We start from the raw sequence: 13,703 nt of genomic DNA on the forward strand, positions 1-13,703 counted from the left end.
TTCGTGAAAAGGAGTGCGACATGAACGACCGCAATGCTTTCCTGCAAGGACAGGGTTCCCCGATCAAGGACGACGCGCCGCCGCCGGCGCAGGGCTGGCGCGGCGAGCGCGCGGCGACGGAGGGTGCCGCCCCACAGGCGCAAAGCAAGTCGATCCCTGGCAGCGATGCGAGGGCGGAAATCGTTTCCGGCGTCGCCTTTGCCGAGGATCAGGGGCTTCAACCGGCCAACGCCTCAGACCCAGGCGGCGAGCGGCCGGAAAGCGCATCGATCAGGAAATCGGCCGAGGACGGTCATGCCGACAGCGTCCATGACCTGAACGATACCGCTGAGAGCCCGGGCGGACAGAGCGCGGGCAAGCCCTATCCCAATCCCCATCAGGGTAGGAAAGCGGATGCCAAGTTCGGCACTATGCTCGGCCATGGCGGCCAGAGCGAGATCGCCTATCACGGGCCGGGCCATCTGGGCGAGCAGACCGTTGACGATGACGATAATCGCAACGGCGTGGCTGAATCCAACGCATAGCGGGAGATGGAAGCAGGAGCGCTCAGCACTCCCGCCTCCATGTCTTTCCGAAGCGGTCAGATCTGCGCAAGGCCGCCGTCGGCGAACACTTCGCTGCCGGTCATGAAGCTGCTGTCCGACGATGCGAGGAATGCCGCCACCGCGGCGATTTCCGACGGATCGCCGACATGGCCGATGGGCGTTCCCGCTCCCATTTCGATCATCGCGTCCCGCCCAACCGCTTCCTCCGCCAGTTCAGTCAGCGTCGGCCCCGGAGACAGGACGTTGACGCGGATGCCGGTGCCGCGCAGGTCCAGCGCCCAGCTGCGCGCGAAGTTGCGCACGGCCGCCTTGGTCGCGCTGTAGACGCTGAACGCAGGCGTTCCCATCACGCCGGTCGTCGATCCCGTCAGGATGATCGATCCGCCCTGCCCCATCAGCGGCAGGCCCTTCTGGACCGTGAACAGGACGCCCTTCACATTGACGTCGAATGTCCGGTCATACTGCTCCGGCGTGATCTGCCCCAGCGGAACCAGCTCGCCGAAACCCGCATTGGCGAACAGGATGTCGAGCGATCCGCGTTCGGCTTTCACGGTGTCGAACAGCCGGTCGAGATCGTCGAGGTCGGATACCGACCCCTGGACGGCGCGGACATTCGGTCCCAAGGCCTCCACCGCCCGGTGGAGCGGCGCCTGTCGGCGGCCGGTGATATAGACGAAGGCGCCTTCTTCGATGAACCGCCTTGCCGTCGCGAAGCCGATCCCCGTGCCTCCGCCGGTCACCACAGCGGTCTTGCCATTCAATCTGTTCATGCCTGTGTCTCCAGTTTTGCACTGGCGCAGAACTGAGATCGCACCTACCTAGGAACAAGTATGCACCTTTTGGTAAGTATGAAAATATGACGGCGTCTCCTTCCCCTTCCGGCTTCAGTTGCGGCCTCGACGCGACGCTTCGCGTGATCGCGGGCAAGTGGAAGCCGCTGATCATCTATTTCCTGATTCAGGGGCCGAACCGGTACGGCGCGCTGAAGCGGGCAGTGCGAGGGGTCAGCGACAAGGTGCTGATCCAGCAGCTGAAGGAGCTGGAGGCCGACGGTATCGTGACGCGACGGGATTATCGGGAAGTCCCGCCGCGCGTGGACTATACGCTGACGCCGCTGGGCCACAGCCTGGCTGAAGCGCTCGTGCCGCTGTGCAATTGGGGAGCGGACAATATGGCGGAGGTCGCGCGCATCTTTGCGGAACGCGAAGCATGGCAGGCCGGGGGCGCGGCTAGGGCCGCAGAGGGCAAGGGAGCGCGAGAATGACCACCATCCTTTCCGTGCGCCGCATCTATGACGACTGGCTGGGCGTCACCATGGCGACCGTGCGGGCGGAAGGCGGCGACATATTCGAGCGGCATGTGGTGGAGATGGGCCGCGCCGTCGCGGTGCTGCCCTATGATCCCGAGCGGCGGGTGGCGCTGGTGGTGTCGATGCCACGGGCGCCGGTGACGCTGGCGGGACTGCCCGACATGCTGGAGGCGATCGCCGGCAATCTGGAAGATGAGCCGGAGGATTGCGCGCGGCGCGAGGCGCTGGAGGAAGCGGGCGTGCGGCTCGGCACACTCGATCCGCTAGGCCAGATCTGGAGCATTCCCAGTGTCGTGACCGAGAAGATTGATTATTTTCTGGCCGATTACCGGCTGGCGGACCGCATCGCCGACGGGGGCGGCGTTGCGGATGAGCAAGAAAATATCACCGTGCATGAAATGCCGCTGGCAGCGCTATGGGATCTGTTCGAGCGGAAGCAGATGCAGGACGGCAAGCTGGTCATCCTGCTGCTGGCGCTGCGCGTCCGGCGACCGGAATTGTTCGACGCGGGCTGAAGCGGGTCAGCCTTCCACCGTGCGGAGGCTCCGGCCCGCCACTTCCACCGCGATGCCGGGGAGATGGAAGGTGCAGGGTTCGCCTATCCCATTGATGCAGAGCGTGAGACCTGTCGCCCTATAGCGCAGCGCAAGGATGCGCCGGGCCGGGTCTTCCCACTGTGCGACGGTCAGCGGCTCGCCTGCCTCGTCCAGCCATTCGACGTCATCCGGGCGTAGGAAGGCCGTATCGTGCAAGGGGGCATGGCGCTCTCTCAGATCGGCCATGGCGAAGGCATGCTCGAGTATCTCCGCGTCGGCCGCCGACCAGTCGATCCAGCCGATCGCATTGTCCTGCGCATAGGCGTTGTTATTGCCCTGCTGGCTGCGGCCGAACTCATCGCCCGCCGTCAACATGATCGTGCCGCGCGAGCAGAAGAGTGTGGAGAGCAGCGCCTTGACGTCACGGCGGCGGGCGGCGAGGATGGCCGGATCGTCGCTCGGCCCCTCCACGCCGTTGTTCCAGCTGAAATTCTCGCCATGGCCGTCGCGATTGTCCTCGCCATTGGCTTCGTTGTGCTTGTCCGCGAAGGCGGTCAGGTCCGCCAAAGTGAAGCCGTCATGCGCGGCGAGGAAGTTGACGCTGCGCGTCCCTTCCCCCGCAAAGAGGTCCGACGAGCCGGCGAGCCGGGTCGCCAGCGTGCCGATCGTCCCGGCGTCGCCGCGCCAGAAGCGGCGGACATCGTCGCGATAGCGGTCGTTCCATTCCAGCCACCCCTCATCGAACCGCCCGAGGCAGTAGCCGCCCGGCCCGATGTCCCAGGGCTCGGCGATCAGGACGCGATCGGCGAGCACGGGATCGGCGCGCATCTCCCGAAGCAGCGGCGCCGCGGGATCGAAACCCTGGGGAAGCCGTCCCAGCGCCGGGGCGAGATCGAAGCGGAAGCCGTCCACGCCGGCCTGGGTGACGAAATGCCGGAGCGAATCCAGGATCAGCCGTCGCACCATCGGATGATTGCAGTCGATGCTGTTGCCGGTGCCGGTATCGTTGATGAGGCGGCCGTCCTCTTCCCGCCGGAAATAGTCGCGTCCGTTGAGGCCGCGCAGGGAAAGCACGGGGCCTTCGGTATCGCTTTCCCCATCATGGTTGAACACCATGTCCAGGATCACACCGATCCCAGCCGCGCGCAACCCCGTCACCGCGTCACGCAGTTCCACCATGCCGCCTGGCGCCAGGCGGGGGTCGAGCGCGAACCAGCTGACCGGATTATAGCCCCACGCGTTGCGCAGGCCGAGCGGCGGCAGATGGCGTTCGTCGATCCAGGCGTTGATCGGCATCAGTTCCACGGCATCGACGCGCAGCCGTTTGAGATGCGCGATGATGGACGGATGGGCGAGCGCGGCGATGGTGCCGCGCTGTGCCTCCGGCACGTCGGGGTGCAGGCGGGTGAAGCTGCGGACCTGAAGCTCATAGATGAGGCCGCCGGGTGCAAACAGCGGTGGCGCAGGGGCGAGAGGAGGCAGCGGTTCCGCGATCACGCCACGCGGGACGAAGGGGGCGGTGTCAGGCCCCGCCCCTCGTCGGGCGGCCAGCAGCGGGAGATGCTCGAACGGCCGGTCGACGGCCGGCGCATAGGGATCGAGCAGCAGCTTGTCGGGATCGAACCAATGTCCGGCATCGGGCGCATAGTGGCCCTCCGCGCGCAGGCCGTAGCGCGCGCCTGTCCCAACGCCCGGCGCATCGCCATGCCAGATGCCGTCGCCGGCGCGGAGCATCGGCAGCCGCGTCTCTTTCTCCTCGGCGTCGAACAGGCAGAGCCAGAGCTGCGTGGCGTCGGGGGCCCAGACGCTGAAATGCGTTCCGTTCGCGCCGACGACCGGCCCCAGCGTCGCCGTCATGCAGCCTCCGCGGCCAGCGACCGGAACAGCGCCGCATAGCGTGCCGCGCTGCGCGTCCAGGAAAAATCGGCACGCATCCCGGCGCGCTGCATCGCCTGCCAGGCCGGACGGTCGCCATGCAGGTCGACGGCACGCGCAATAGCCCCGTGCAGAGCAAGCGGATCGGACGGCGGGAAGAGGATGCCGGTCGCCGCGCCCGACGCCACTGCCGCTTCGTTCGCGTCGATCACGGTATCTGCCAGGCCACCGACCCGCGCCACCACCGGCACGCAGCCATAACGCAGGCCATAGAGCTGGGTGAGGCCGCAGGGTTCGAAGCGCGAGGGGATCAGGATCGCATCGCCACCGGCCTGCATCAAATGCGACAGCGGCTCGTCATAGCCGATCTGCACGCTTACCCTGCCCCGATGCTGATCGGAGGCGGCCAGGAAGGCGCCTTCCAGCGGATGGTCGCCCGACCCGAGCACGGACAACTTCGCGCCGAGCCCGACCAGATGGTCGATCGCGCCAATCATCAGATCCATGCCCTTCTGCCAGGTCAGGCGGCTGACGATGATGAAGAGCGGCGCAGCGTCGCGGTCCAGCCCGAAGCGCGTCTCCAGCGCGCGGCGATTGGCGGTTCGCGCCGTCAGCGATCGAGCCGCGAAGGGCTTTGCGATGAGGGTGTCGGCCGCCGGATTCCAGATGTCCATGTCGATGCCGTTCAATATGCCGTGCAGCCGGTCTGCCCGCCCGTTGACCAACCCGTCCAGCCCCATGCCGTGGGCGGGCGATCGAATTTCCTCTGCATAGGTCGGGCTGACCGTAGTGATCGCGGCGGCGGAGACGAGCCCCGCCTTCAGATAGCCGATCCCGCCATAATATTCGACACCGTCCATGCCCCAGGCTTCCGGCGGCAGGCCGAGAGCGGGGAAGATGTCCGCCGGGAACCGGCCCTGAAAGGCGAGGTTGTGGATGGTGACGACGCTGGGGATCGCATGGCCCGGCCCGAAACGCAGATAAGCGGCGGCCATCGCCGCCTGCCAGTCATGTGCATGGACAATGTCCGGACACCAGCCCCTGATACCATCCACCGCCAGGTCGGCCGCGACCTGCGACAGGGCCGCGAAGCGCCGCCAGTTGTCGCTCCATTCATTCCCGCCCGCGTCGCCATAGGGACCGCCTTCGCGCGCGAAGAAGTCTGGCGCGTCGAGCACCAGCAGGTCGAGCCCGCCTACATGCGCCGCCAGAACCGTTGCCGACGCGCCGAACAGCGCGGAATAGCGCCGCACCGCCTTCGCCTTGCCCAGATGCGCGAGCACCGACGGATAGCCGGGCACCAGCGTCCGCACCTCCACCCCCTGCGACGCAAGGGCTCCTGGAAGCGCGCCCACCACATCGGCGAGCCCGCCGGTCTTGACGAGCGGATAGATTTCGGAGGCGACCGACAGCAGTTTCATCATGGCGCCTTCGATCAGCCTGCGAGCCGTTCGATCATCGGCGGGGTGATGAGGCAGATGCCGCTTTCTGTCCGGCGGAAGCGCTGCGCGTCATGTTCGGGATTTTCGCCCACGATCAGTCCTTCGGGAATGATGACGCCGGAATCGAGCACGCACCGATGCAGCCGGGCGCCGCGCCCGATCACGCAATCGGGCATGACCACACTTTCGGTCACGGACGAGAAGCTGTGCGTGCGCACGCCGGAGAACAGCAGGCTCCGATGCAACGAAGACCCCGATACGATGCAACCGCCCGCGACCAACGAGGAGGTGGCGGAACCGCGCCGACCATCCTCATTATGGACGAACTTGGCGGGCGGCGTGACCTCCGAATATGTCCAGAGCGGCCAGCTGCGGTCGTAGAGATCGAGCGAGGGCACCACGTCGGTCAGGTCGATATTGGCCTGCCAATAGGCATCGATCGTGCCCACGTCGCGCCAATAGGGCACCAGCTCGCTTTCCGCGCGCACGCAGCTGCTGGAAAAGCGGTGGGCGACCGCCTTCCCATATTTGACGATGTGCGGGATGATGTCGCCGCCGAAGTCGCGCCTGCTATCTCGGTCGTCGGCGTCGCGCCACAACTCCGCGATCAGGAACTTGGTACGGAAGACGTAGATGCCCATGGAGGCAAGCGCCATGTCGGGCTGGCCGGGGATGCCGGGCGGGTTCTTGGGCTTTTCGACGAAGGCGGTGATGACGTCCTGCTCGTCCACATGCATGACGCCGAAACCGGTCGCTTCCATCCGCGGCACCTCCAGGCAGCCGACGGTGACGTCCGCGCCACTGTCGACATGCTGCTGGAGCATCAGTTCATAGTCCATCTTGTAGACATGATCGCCCGCCAGGATGACCATATATTCGGGCGCGTAGCTTTCGATGATGTCGATATTCTGGAACACCGCGTCGGCCGTGCCCTCATACCACTGGCTTTCCGACACACGCTGGCTGGCGGGCAGGATATCGAAGCTCTCGTTCCGTTCCGGGCGGAAGAAGTTCCAGCCGCGCTGAAGATGGCGGATCAGCGAATGCGCCTTGTACTGGGTCGCGACGCCGATGCGGCGGATGCCGCTGTTGAGCGAGTTTGACAGGGCGAAGTCGATGATCCGCGCCTTGCCGCCGAAATGCACGGCCGGCTTGGCACGCCGGTCGGTCAGGTCCGCCAGGCGGCTGCCGCGACCCCCGGCCAGCACATAGGCCATGGCGTCACGGGCAAGGGGCTGGTGTCGGCTCTGCATTCTCATCCTCTCCCGCCCATCACGATCGGGCGATCCCGATCGTCTAATTGTCCAGTTCCAGCATCAACGTCGCAAAGGGCGGAATGGTGACATTGGCCCATCCCTCCTCATCGGCGTGGACCTGGCCCATATTGCCCATGCCGCTGCCGCCATATGCCGAAGCGTCGCTGTTCAATATCTCCCGCCAGCGCCCCGCCGCGGGCAGGCGCAGGCGATAGCCGTGGCGCAGCACCGGCGTGAAGTGGCTGATCACCACCACCGTCGGAACGCCAGGCGCCCGCCGCTGCCAGGCGAAGACCGAGTCCGCCGCCGCGTCGACCAGCACCCATTCGAACCCTTCCGGCTCGCAATCGCGGCGGTGCAGCGCGGGATGCTCGCGATAGATCCGGTTGAGGTCGCTGACCAGCAGCTGCATCCCCCGGTGCGGTGCGTGGTCGAGCAGATGCCAGTCCAGACTGCTCGCCTCGCTCCATTCGGCGCGCTGGGCGAATTCCTGTCCCATGAACAGCAGCTTCTTGCCGGGATAGCCCCACATCATCCCGTAATAAGCGCGCAGCGTGGCGAATTTCTGCCAGTCGTCCCCCGCCATCTTGTGCAGCAGCGACGACTTGCCGTGCACGACCTCGTCATGACTGAGGGCCAGAACAAAATTTTCGGTAAAGGCGTAGAGCAGGCCGAAGGTGATGTCGTCATGATGATGCGCCCTGTGCACCGGCTCGCGCGCCAGATAGCGCAGCGTGTCGTGCATGAAGCCCATGTTCCATTTAAAGCCGAAGCCCAGGCCCCCGGCATGCACCGGATGCGACACATTGGGCCAGCTGGTCGATTCCTCGGCGATGGTCATGACGCCGGGATGGGTGCCGTAGAGCGCCTTGTTCATGTCCTGGAGAAAGCGGACGGCCTCCACATTCTCCCGCCCGCCCTGGGCATTAGGCACCCATTCCCCTTCCTTGCGGGAATAGTCGAGGTAGAGCATCGATGCGACCGCATCGACCCGCAACCCGTCGACATGGTAGCGCTCCGCCCAGAAGAGCGCGTTGTTGACCAGAAATTGCGCCACTTCCCGCCGGCCGAAATTGTAGATCGCGGTGTTCCAGTCGGGGTGGAAGCCCTTGCGGGGGTCGGCATGTTCGTACAGCGCCGTGCCGTCGAAACGGGCGAGCCCGTGCTCGTCGGTCGGGAAATGGGCCGGCACCCAGTCGAGGATCACCCCGACGCCTGCCCGGTGCGCGCCGTCGACGAAGCGGGCAAATCCCTCCGGATCGCCAAATCGCGCGGTAGGCGCATAGAGGCCCAGCGTCTGATAGCCCCAGCTCGGGTCATAGGGATATTCGCTGATCGGCAGGAATTCGATATGGGTGAAGCCCATGCCGACGACATAGGGGATCAGGCGATGCGCCAGCGCATCCCAGCTGAGGAAATTCCCCTGCTCGTCGCGCTGCCAGGATCCGGCATGAACCTCGTAGATGCTGATCGGCTCGCGGCGCGCATCAGCCTCCGCCCAATAGCGGCGGTGCCGGTCATCGCCCCAGGCATGAGCCGGAGGATCGCCGACGATCGAGGCGGTGGAAGGGCGCAGCTCCGTGCGGAAGGCGAAGGGATCGGCCTTGAGCGGCAGCACCACACCATCGCGGCCCACAATCTCGAACTTGTAGGGGCTGCCAGGGCCGACATCGGGCAGGAAGATTTCCCAGACGCCCGCATCCTGCCGGTGCCGCATCGGGCCGCGGCGCCCGTCCCAGCGATTGAAGTCGCCGACCACCGACACGCGGCGGGCGTTGGGGGCCCAGACGGCGAAATGCGTGCCCTCCACGCCTTCATGCGCGATGCAATGGGCACCCATCTTGTCGAACAGACGGTCGTGGGACCCTTCCGCGAAATAATAATCGTCGAGCGGCCCCAGCACCGGACCGAAGCTGTAGGGATCGGTCAGCCAGTAATCGCCGCCATCGGCATAGTGCGCCTGATAGCGCAGCGGCCGGCGTTCCTTGACCGTCACTTTGCCGTGAAACAGCCCGTCGGAATGGACGGCAGGCAGTTCGCCCACCGCCTCTCCCTCCAGCGTATGGGCGACGACGCGCACCGCCTCCGGCAGGAACACGGTGGCCGTGCAGCCCTTCCCCGCCGGATGAACGCCGAGCGTCGCAAAGGGATCGTCCTCCCGCCCTTCGACCAGCCTGGCGATCTGCTCCGGCGTCAGCACCCTATCCGCGACCTTCCGTCATGGGATCTTCCAGATGTCGGCGGCATATTCGCGGATCGTCCGGTCCGAGGAGAACCAGCCCATGCGGGCGACGTTGCGGATCGCCTTTTCCGCCCATCGCGCCTGGTCCCGCCACAGCGCGTCGACGCGCCGCTGGGCAGCCGCATAGCTGTCGAAGTCGGCTGCGACCATGAACCAGTCATGATCGTAAATGCCCTGGATGAGGTCCTTATAGCGATTGGGATCATCAGGGGAGAACACTCCGCTGGCGATTGCGTTCAACGCCTGTCCCAATTCCCGGCTGCCCGCGATCACCTCCCGCGGGTTATAGCCGTTGGCGCGGCGGCTGTTCACCTCCTGCGCGGTCAGGCCGAAGATCACGATATTCTCCTCGCCCACATGGTCCCGCATCTCGACATTGGCGCCGTCGAGCGTGCCGATGGTGAGCGCGCCGTTGACCGCGAACTTCATGTTGCCAGTGCCGGACGCTTCCATGCCCGCGGTCGAGATCTGCTCCGACAGATCGGCCGCCGGAATCATCACTTCCGCCATCGAGACATTGTAATTGGGCACGAACTGCACCTTCAGCAGGCCCTGTACCGCCGGGTCGTGATTGACCGCGCGGGCGACGTCGTTGGCAAGCTTTATGATGAGCTTGGCATTGTGATAGCTGGGCGCTGCCTTGCCGCCGAACAGCTTGACGCGCGGCACCCATTCCTTTTCCGGATGCGAGCGGATCTGGTCATAGAGCGACACGGCCTCAATGATGTTGAGCAGTTGTCGCTTATATTCGTGGATGCGCTTGATCTGGATGTCGAACAGCGCGGCCGGGTCTATCCGGGCGTTGACCCGGCGACGAAGCAGGTCGGCGAGGGCCGTCTTGTTGGCCGTCTTCACCGCCATGAACTTCTGCTGGAATGCGCTGTCGGTAGCAAAGGCGTCGAGATCGCGCAGCGCCTCCGGATCGTCCATGAAGCGGTCGCCGATCGCCCCGCGGACCAGATCGAACAGGCCATGATTGCACTGCATCAGCCAGCGACGGAAGGTGACGCCATTGGTCTTGTTGTTGATCCGCGTGGGATAGAGCTTGTGCAGGTCGGCGAACACCGTCTCCTTCATCAGGTCTGTGTGGAGCGCCGATACGCCGTTGACGCTGTGCGATCCCGCAAAGGCCAGGTTGCCCATGCGCACGCGCCGCTCCCCGCCTTCGTCGATCAGCGAAATCGTACCGATCGCCCGGTCGTCCAGCTTGCCCGACCGCCGCGCCTCGGCCAGCAGGCGGCTGTTGACCGCATAGACGATCTGCATGTGGCGCGGCAGCAGCCGTTCGAACAGCGGCACCGGCCAGCTCTCCAGCGCCTCCGGCAGCAGGGTGTGGTTGGTGTAGCTGAAGGTGCGGCGGGTGATGTCCCACGCCTCGTCGAAATCCATGCCGTGAACGTCGAGCAGGATGCGCATGAGCTCTGCGACCGCTACCGCGGGATGGGTATCGTTGAGCTGGATCGCCGCCTTGTCCGGCAGCGTCTCTATCCTGTGGAAATATTGCATGTGCCGCCGGACGATGTCCTGCAACGAGGCGGAGGAGAAGAAATATTCCTGACGCAGCCGCAGTTCCTGGCCGGCGGGCGAGCTGTCGGCGGGATAGAGGACACGGGTCAGCGCCTCGGCCCGGTTGCTTTCTGCCAGCGCGCCCAGATGGTCGCCCGCGTTGAACCGGTCGAGCAGGATCGGGTCGATGGGCTGCGCTTCCCATAGGCGCAACGTGTTGACCCGCTTGCCGCGCCAGCCCGCGATCGGCGTGTCATAGGGTGTGGCGATCACCCGCTCTGCGGGCTTCCAGTGCATCTGGTGCGGCGCCGCATCTTCCCCCTCGAGCGGGTCGACGCGGCCGCCGAAGCCGATCTCGTAGCTCGCCTCACGCCGCTCGAACTCCCAGGGATTGCCGTGCGCCAGCCAGTTTTCTGGCAGTTCGACCTGCCAGCCATCGGAGATTTCCTGCCGGAACATGCCGTTCACATAGCGGATGCCATAGCCATAGGCGGGCACATCCACCGTCGCCATGCTCTCCATGAAGCAGGCGGCGAGACGGCCGAGACCGCCATTGCCGAGCGCCGCGTCGGGTTCCAGTGCGGCGATGATGTCGAGGTTGACGCCCAGCGAAGCGAGCGCGGCCTGCAAATCCTCCAGCATCTCCATGTTGGAGGCGGCGTCGCGCATCAGGCGGCCGATCAGGAATTCCAGGCTCAGATAATAGACCCGGCGCCCTTCCTCCTCATAGGTCTTCTGGGTCGAGTTGATCCAGGCGTCGATCACCCGATCGCGGATCGAGAGGATGACGGCGTGCAGCCAGTCGTGCGGCTTGGCGGCGGCGGCGTTCTTGCCGATCCGGTAGGTCAGGCGCTCGACGATCTCATGCGCCAGAACCTGCGGGTCGTATTGCCGGGGAGCGGGTTTGGGAAGCGTGGTCTTGCCTTCGATATTCATGGCAGCGTCACCCCCTGCTGAGTCTGGGAAATCATGGCACAGCGCCAGCGCGGGCCAAAGCAATTTTGCAGCGCAGCAACATATCTGCGGTGCGAAAGGTTCCTCATCGCCGCGGTGCGGCACGCCGGTTCCGTGTGGTGCTAGGCCCGGCTATGAACGATCGCGCGACGGATGCCTGCGCGGAACTGGTTGCGGATAGGATGGGTGCTGGACGGGAGATGCTGGGTCATGAGGATGCCGATCAGCCGCTCGACCGGATTGATATAGAAGAAGGTGGAGAAGATGCCGCCCCAGTAGAATTCCTGCGAAGCAAGATCCACCGCGAAGCCGAGACCGAAGCCGATCCCGCTATAGTCCGCCTCGCTGAACATCGCGCGCGAGAGGCTGGCGAGGTCGCTGCCGCCCGGGAGCTGGTTGCTGCGCATCGCAGCGACGGTCTGCGGCTTCAGTAGCCGGGCGCCGTCCAGTTCGCCACCGCGCAGCAGCATGCGGGCAAAGCGGTGATAGTCCGCTACGCTGGAGACGAGGCCACCGCCGCCTGACAGGAAGCGCCCCTTCTGCCGCCACCGACTGCGGGCGCCACGATCCCCGACCACCAGCTTGTTCTGATCGTCGAGCCGCCACGCGTCGGCCATCCGGTCCAGCCGATCCGTCGACAGGACGAAGGTCGTGTCCGGCATACCGAGCGGATCGAAGATGCGACTGCGGAAACAGCTTTCGAGGTCGAGGCCGCTCAACCGTTCCACCACGACGCCCAGCACGTCCGTTGAAACCGAATAGTTCCAGCGATCCCCCGGCGAAAATTCCAGCGTCAGGCCGGCAAGGGCGGCGATGAATTCGTCGGATGTGCGCTTCTGCTGGAATTCATCCAGCCCCAGTTCCCGGTAGCGCGCGTCGATGGACGTCCGCCGCTGCAACCCGTAGGTAAGGCCCGAGGTGTGGCGCAGAAGATCGATCATCCGCATCGGCTGCCGGACCTTGCGCCCGCCCTTCGGCCCCACGCGCAGCCCCGCGAATTCCGGGATTATGTTGGTCACCGGATCGTCAAGCGCGACCAGCCCCTGTTCCACCAGCATCATGAACGCGACCGATGTCACGGGCTTGGTCATCGACGCGATGCGATAGAGCGCGTTTTCCCGCAGCGGCTGGCCCGTCGCCCGCGCCCTGCCCTTGCAAAAGGATAGCAGCGGCTGCTCGTCGCGGGAGACGAGAAGCTGGAGATGCGGCAGCTTTCCGCTGGCGACATAGGTTTCGTCGAGAAAGGTGGCGAGGGCCGCCAACGCGTCGGGGTCCATGCCCGCCGCGCGCGCCGCTTCGCCGTCGATACCTTTGTTCGTCATCATTGCTTCGCCTCCCGCTCCCTTCTTCCGTTCGCCCTGCGCCTGAACGGAGGAGGTTATGATGCCGGCTCTAGATGAACGGAGTCGCAGCCGTAAATGATTCATCGCGCCCGCCCTAGCCTTCAATGATTGCATGTCGCGAGCGCCGGCATTATGGCAACCGGCCTTGTCGCCTCGCACTGGACCGTCTTGGGCATGGCCACCGGCCTTTCCGCCATCTTCCTCGCCAATCGCGCCGCGTTGCTGCGCTTTGTCCGCGCGCGCGGTGCGGGCGACGACGCGGAAGACGTCATCCAGGAAATGTGGATGAAGCTGGAGGCCAAGGATCTCGGCCCCGTCGCCGACCCCCTGCCCTATCTTTACCGCATGGCAAACAACCTGATGCTGGACCGTTATCGGTCCGCGACGCGGCGCGAGCGGCGGGAGCAGGACTGGGCGGAAGGCGCTGGCGGGGTGATGGCCGATCCCAGCGAGGACCTGGCCGTCGACGAACGCATGATCCTGGCGCAGCGGCTGCGGGAGGCGGAGAAAGTGTTACGCGAGTTGGGCCCGCGTGTCGAACTGGTGTTCCGCCGCTTCCGCCTGGAAGGCGTCGGCCAGCGGCAGATTGCCGAGGATCTGGGGGTCAGCCTGACCACCGTGGAAAAGGACCTGCAGAAGGCCTATCGCGCCATGCTGGCCCTTCGACTGAGGCTCGATACGGAATGAGCAGGGCC

At 65.4% G+C, this 13,703-nt stretch carries 11 protein-coding genes; 4 read left to right on the forward strand and 7 right to left on the reverse strand.

What is annotated here, in order from left to right; translation table 11 throughout:
- Positions 1 to 20: 20 nt before the first annotated feature.
- Positions 21 to 524, forward strand: a complete 504-nt coding sequence (locus M529_RS35315) for a hypothetical protein (protein ID WP_021317971.1) — start codon at positions 21 to 23, stop codon at positions 522 to 524.
- A 56-nt stretch (positions 525 to 580) separates the two neighbouring features.
- Here M529_RS35315 and M529_RS35320 read toward each other — a convergent pair whose 3' ends face one another.
- The gene (locus M529_RS35320; protein ID WP_031294959.1) at positions 581 to 1,315 is read right to left on the reverse strand and encodes an SDR family NAD(P)-dependent oxidoreductase; all 735 of its coding nucleotides are present in this window, start codon (positions 1,313 to 1,315) and stop codon (positions 581 to 583) included.
- A gap of 86 nt (positions 1,316 to 1,401) precedes the next feature.
- Here M529_RS35320 and M529_RS35325 point away from each other — a divergent pair, with 86 nt between their 5' ends.
- Together M529_RS35325 and M529_RS35330 are read left to right on the forward strand one after the other, a co-directional pair.
- Entirely contained in the window at positions 1,402 to 1,809 is a 408-nt protein-coding gene (locus tag M529_RS35325; RefSeq protein ID WP_021317973.1) for a winged helix-turn-helix transcriptional regulator, read from the forward strand.
- Positions 1,806 to 2,369 carry an NUDIX domain-containing protein gene (locus tag M529_RS35330; RefSeq protein WP_021317974.1) on the forward strand — a complete coding sequence of 188 codons (564 nt, stop codon included), beginning with the start codon at positions 1,806 to 1,808 and terminating at the stop codon, positions 2,367 to 2,369. Before M529_RS35325 ends, M529_RS35330 begins: the two co-directional genes overlap by 4 nt.
- A gap of 6 nt (positions 2,370 to 2,375) precedes the next feature.
- On the opposite strand, the gene glgX is transcribed toward M529_RS35330, so the two are convergent.
- From glgX to M529_RS35360, 6 genes are all read right to left on the reverse strand, one after another.
- Positions 2,376 to 4,247: a glycogen debranching protein GlgX gene (gene glgX / locus M529_RS35335; protein ID WP_021317975.1), complete on the reverse strand. Its 1,872-nt coding sequence runs from the start codon at positions 4,245 to 4,247 to the stop codon at positions 2,376 to 2,378.
- Positions 4,244 to 5,689 (reverse strand): glycogen synthase GlgA, encoded by a 1,446-nt coding sequence (glgA, locus tag M529_RS35340; RefSeq protein WP_031294961.1) that lies wholly within the window; start codon positions 5,687 to 5,689, stop codon positions 4,244 to 4,246. The genes glgX and glgA overlap by 4 nt, the downstream gene beginning before the upstream one ends.
- 11 nt (positions 5,690 to 5,700) lie before the next feature.
- Positions 5,701 to 6,960 (reverse strand): glucose-1-phosphate adenylyltransferase, encoded by a 1,260-nt coding sequence (glgC, locus tag M529_RS35345; protein WP_031294962.1) that lies wholly within the window; start codon positions 6,958 to 6,960, stop codon positions 5,701 to 5,703.
- A gap of 43 nt (positions 6,961 to 7,003) precedes the next feature.
- Complete coding sequence (gene glgB, locus M529_RS35350; RefSeq protein WP_021317978.1) at positions 7,004 to 9,163, reverse strand: 1,4-alpha-glucan branching protein GlgB; 2,160 nt, start codon at positions 9,161 to 9,163, stop codon at positions 7,004 to 7,006.
- 18 nt (positions 9,164 to 9,181) lie between these two features.
- Positions 9,182 to 11,647 (reverse strand): glycogen/starch/alpha-glucan phosphorylase, encoded by a 2,466-nt coding sequence (locus M529_RS35355; protein ID WP_021317979.1) that lies wholly within the window; start codon positions 11,645 to 11,647, stop codon positions 9,182 to 9,184.
- 140 nt (positions 11,648 to 11,787) lie between these two features.
- Entirely contained in the window at positions 11,788 to 12,990 is a 1,203-nt protein-coding gene (locus M529_RS35360; RefSeq protein ID WP_021317980.1) for a serine hydrolase domain-containing protein, read from the reverse strand.
- Positions 12,991 to 13,182: 192 nt separating this feature from the next.
- Between M529_RS35360 and M529_RS35365 the strand changes: the two genes are divergently transcribed.
- Positions 13,183 to 13,695, forward strand: a complete 513-nt coding sequence (locus tag M529_RS35365; protein WP_031294963.1) for an RNA polymerase sigma factor — start codon at positions 13,183 to 13,185, stop codon at positions 13,693 to 13,695.
- Positions 13,696 to 13,703 lie beyond the last annotated feature (8 nt).

Source organism: Sphingobium ummariense RL-3, from assembly GCF_000447205.1.
Classification (GTDB): Bacteria; Pseudomonadota; Alphaproteobacteria; order Sphingomonadales; family Sphingomonadaceae; genus Sphingobium; species Sphingobium ummariense.

What these genes read in the sequence shown, in the direction of transcription:
- M529_RS35325 (WP_021317973.1), top strand. Translation starts at nt 1,402, where the DNA reads ATGACGGCGTCTCCTTCCCCTTCCGGCTTCAGTTGCGGCCTCGACGCG.
- glgC (WP_031294962.1), bottom strand. Translation starts at nt 6,960, where the DNA reads ATGCAGAGCCGACACCAGCCCCTTGCCCGTGACGCCATGGCCTATGTG.
- glgA (WP_031294961.1), bottom strand. Translation starts at nt 5,689, where the DNA reads ATGATGAAACTGCTGTCGGTCGCCTCCGAAATCTATCCGCTCGTCAAG.
- M529_RS35365 (WP_031294963.1), top strand. Translation starts at nt 13,183, where the DNA reads ATGGCCACCGGCCTTTCCGCCATCTTCCTCGCCAATCGCGCCGCGTTG.
- M529_RS35355 (WP_021317979.1), bottom strand. Translation starts at nt 11,647, where the DNA reads ATGAATATCGAAGGCAAGACCACGCTTCCCAAACCCGCTCCCCGGCAA.
- M529_RS35360 (WP_021317980.1), bottom strand. Translation starts at nt 12,990, where the DNA reads ATGATGACGAACAAAGGTATCGACGGCGAAGCGGCGCGCGCGGCGGGC.
- M529_RS35315 (WP_021317971.1), top strand. Translation starts at nt 21, where the DNA reads ATGAACGACCGCAATGCTTTCCTGCAAGGACAGGGTTCCCCGATCAAG.
- glgX (WP_021317975.1), bottom strand. Translation starts at nt 4,247, where the DNA reads ATGACGGCGACGCTGGGGCCGGTCGTCGGCGCGAACGGAACGCATTTC.
- M529_RS35330 (WP_021317974.1), top strand. Translation starts at nt 1,806, where the DNA reads ATGACCACCATCCTTTCCGTGCGCCGCATCTATGACGACTGGCTGGGC.
- M529_RS35320 (WP_031294959.1), bottom strand. Translation starts at nt 1,315, where the DNA reads ATGAACAGATTGAATGGCAAGACCGCTGTGGTGACCGGCGGAGGCACG.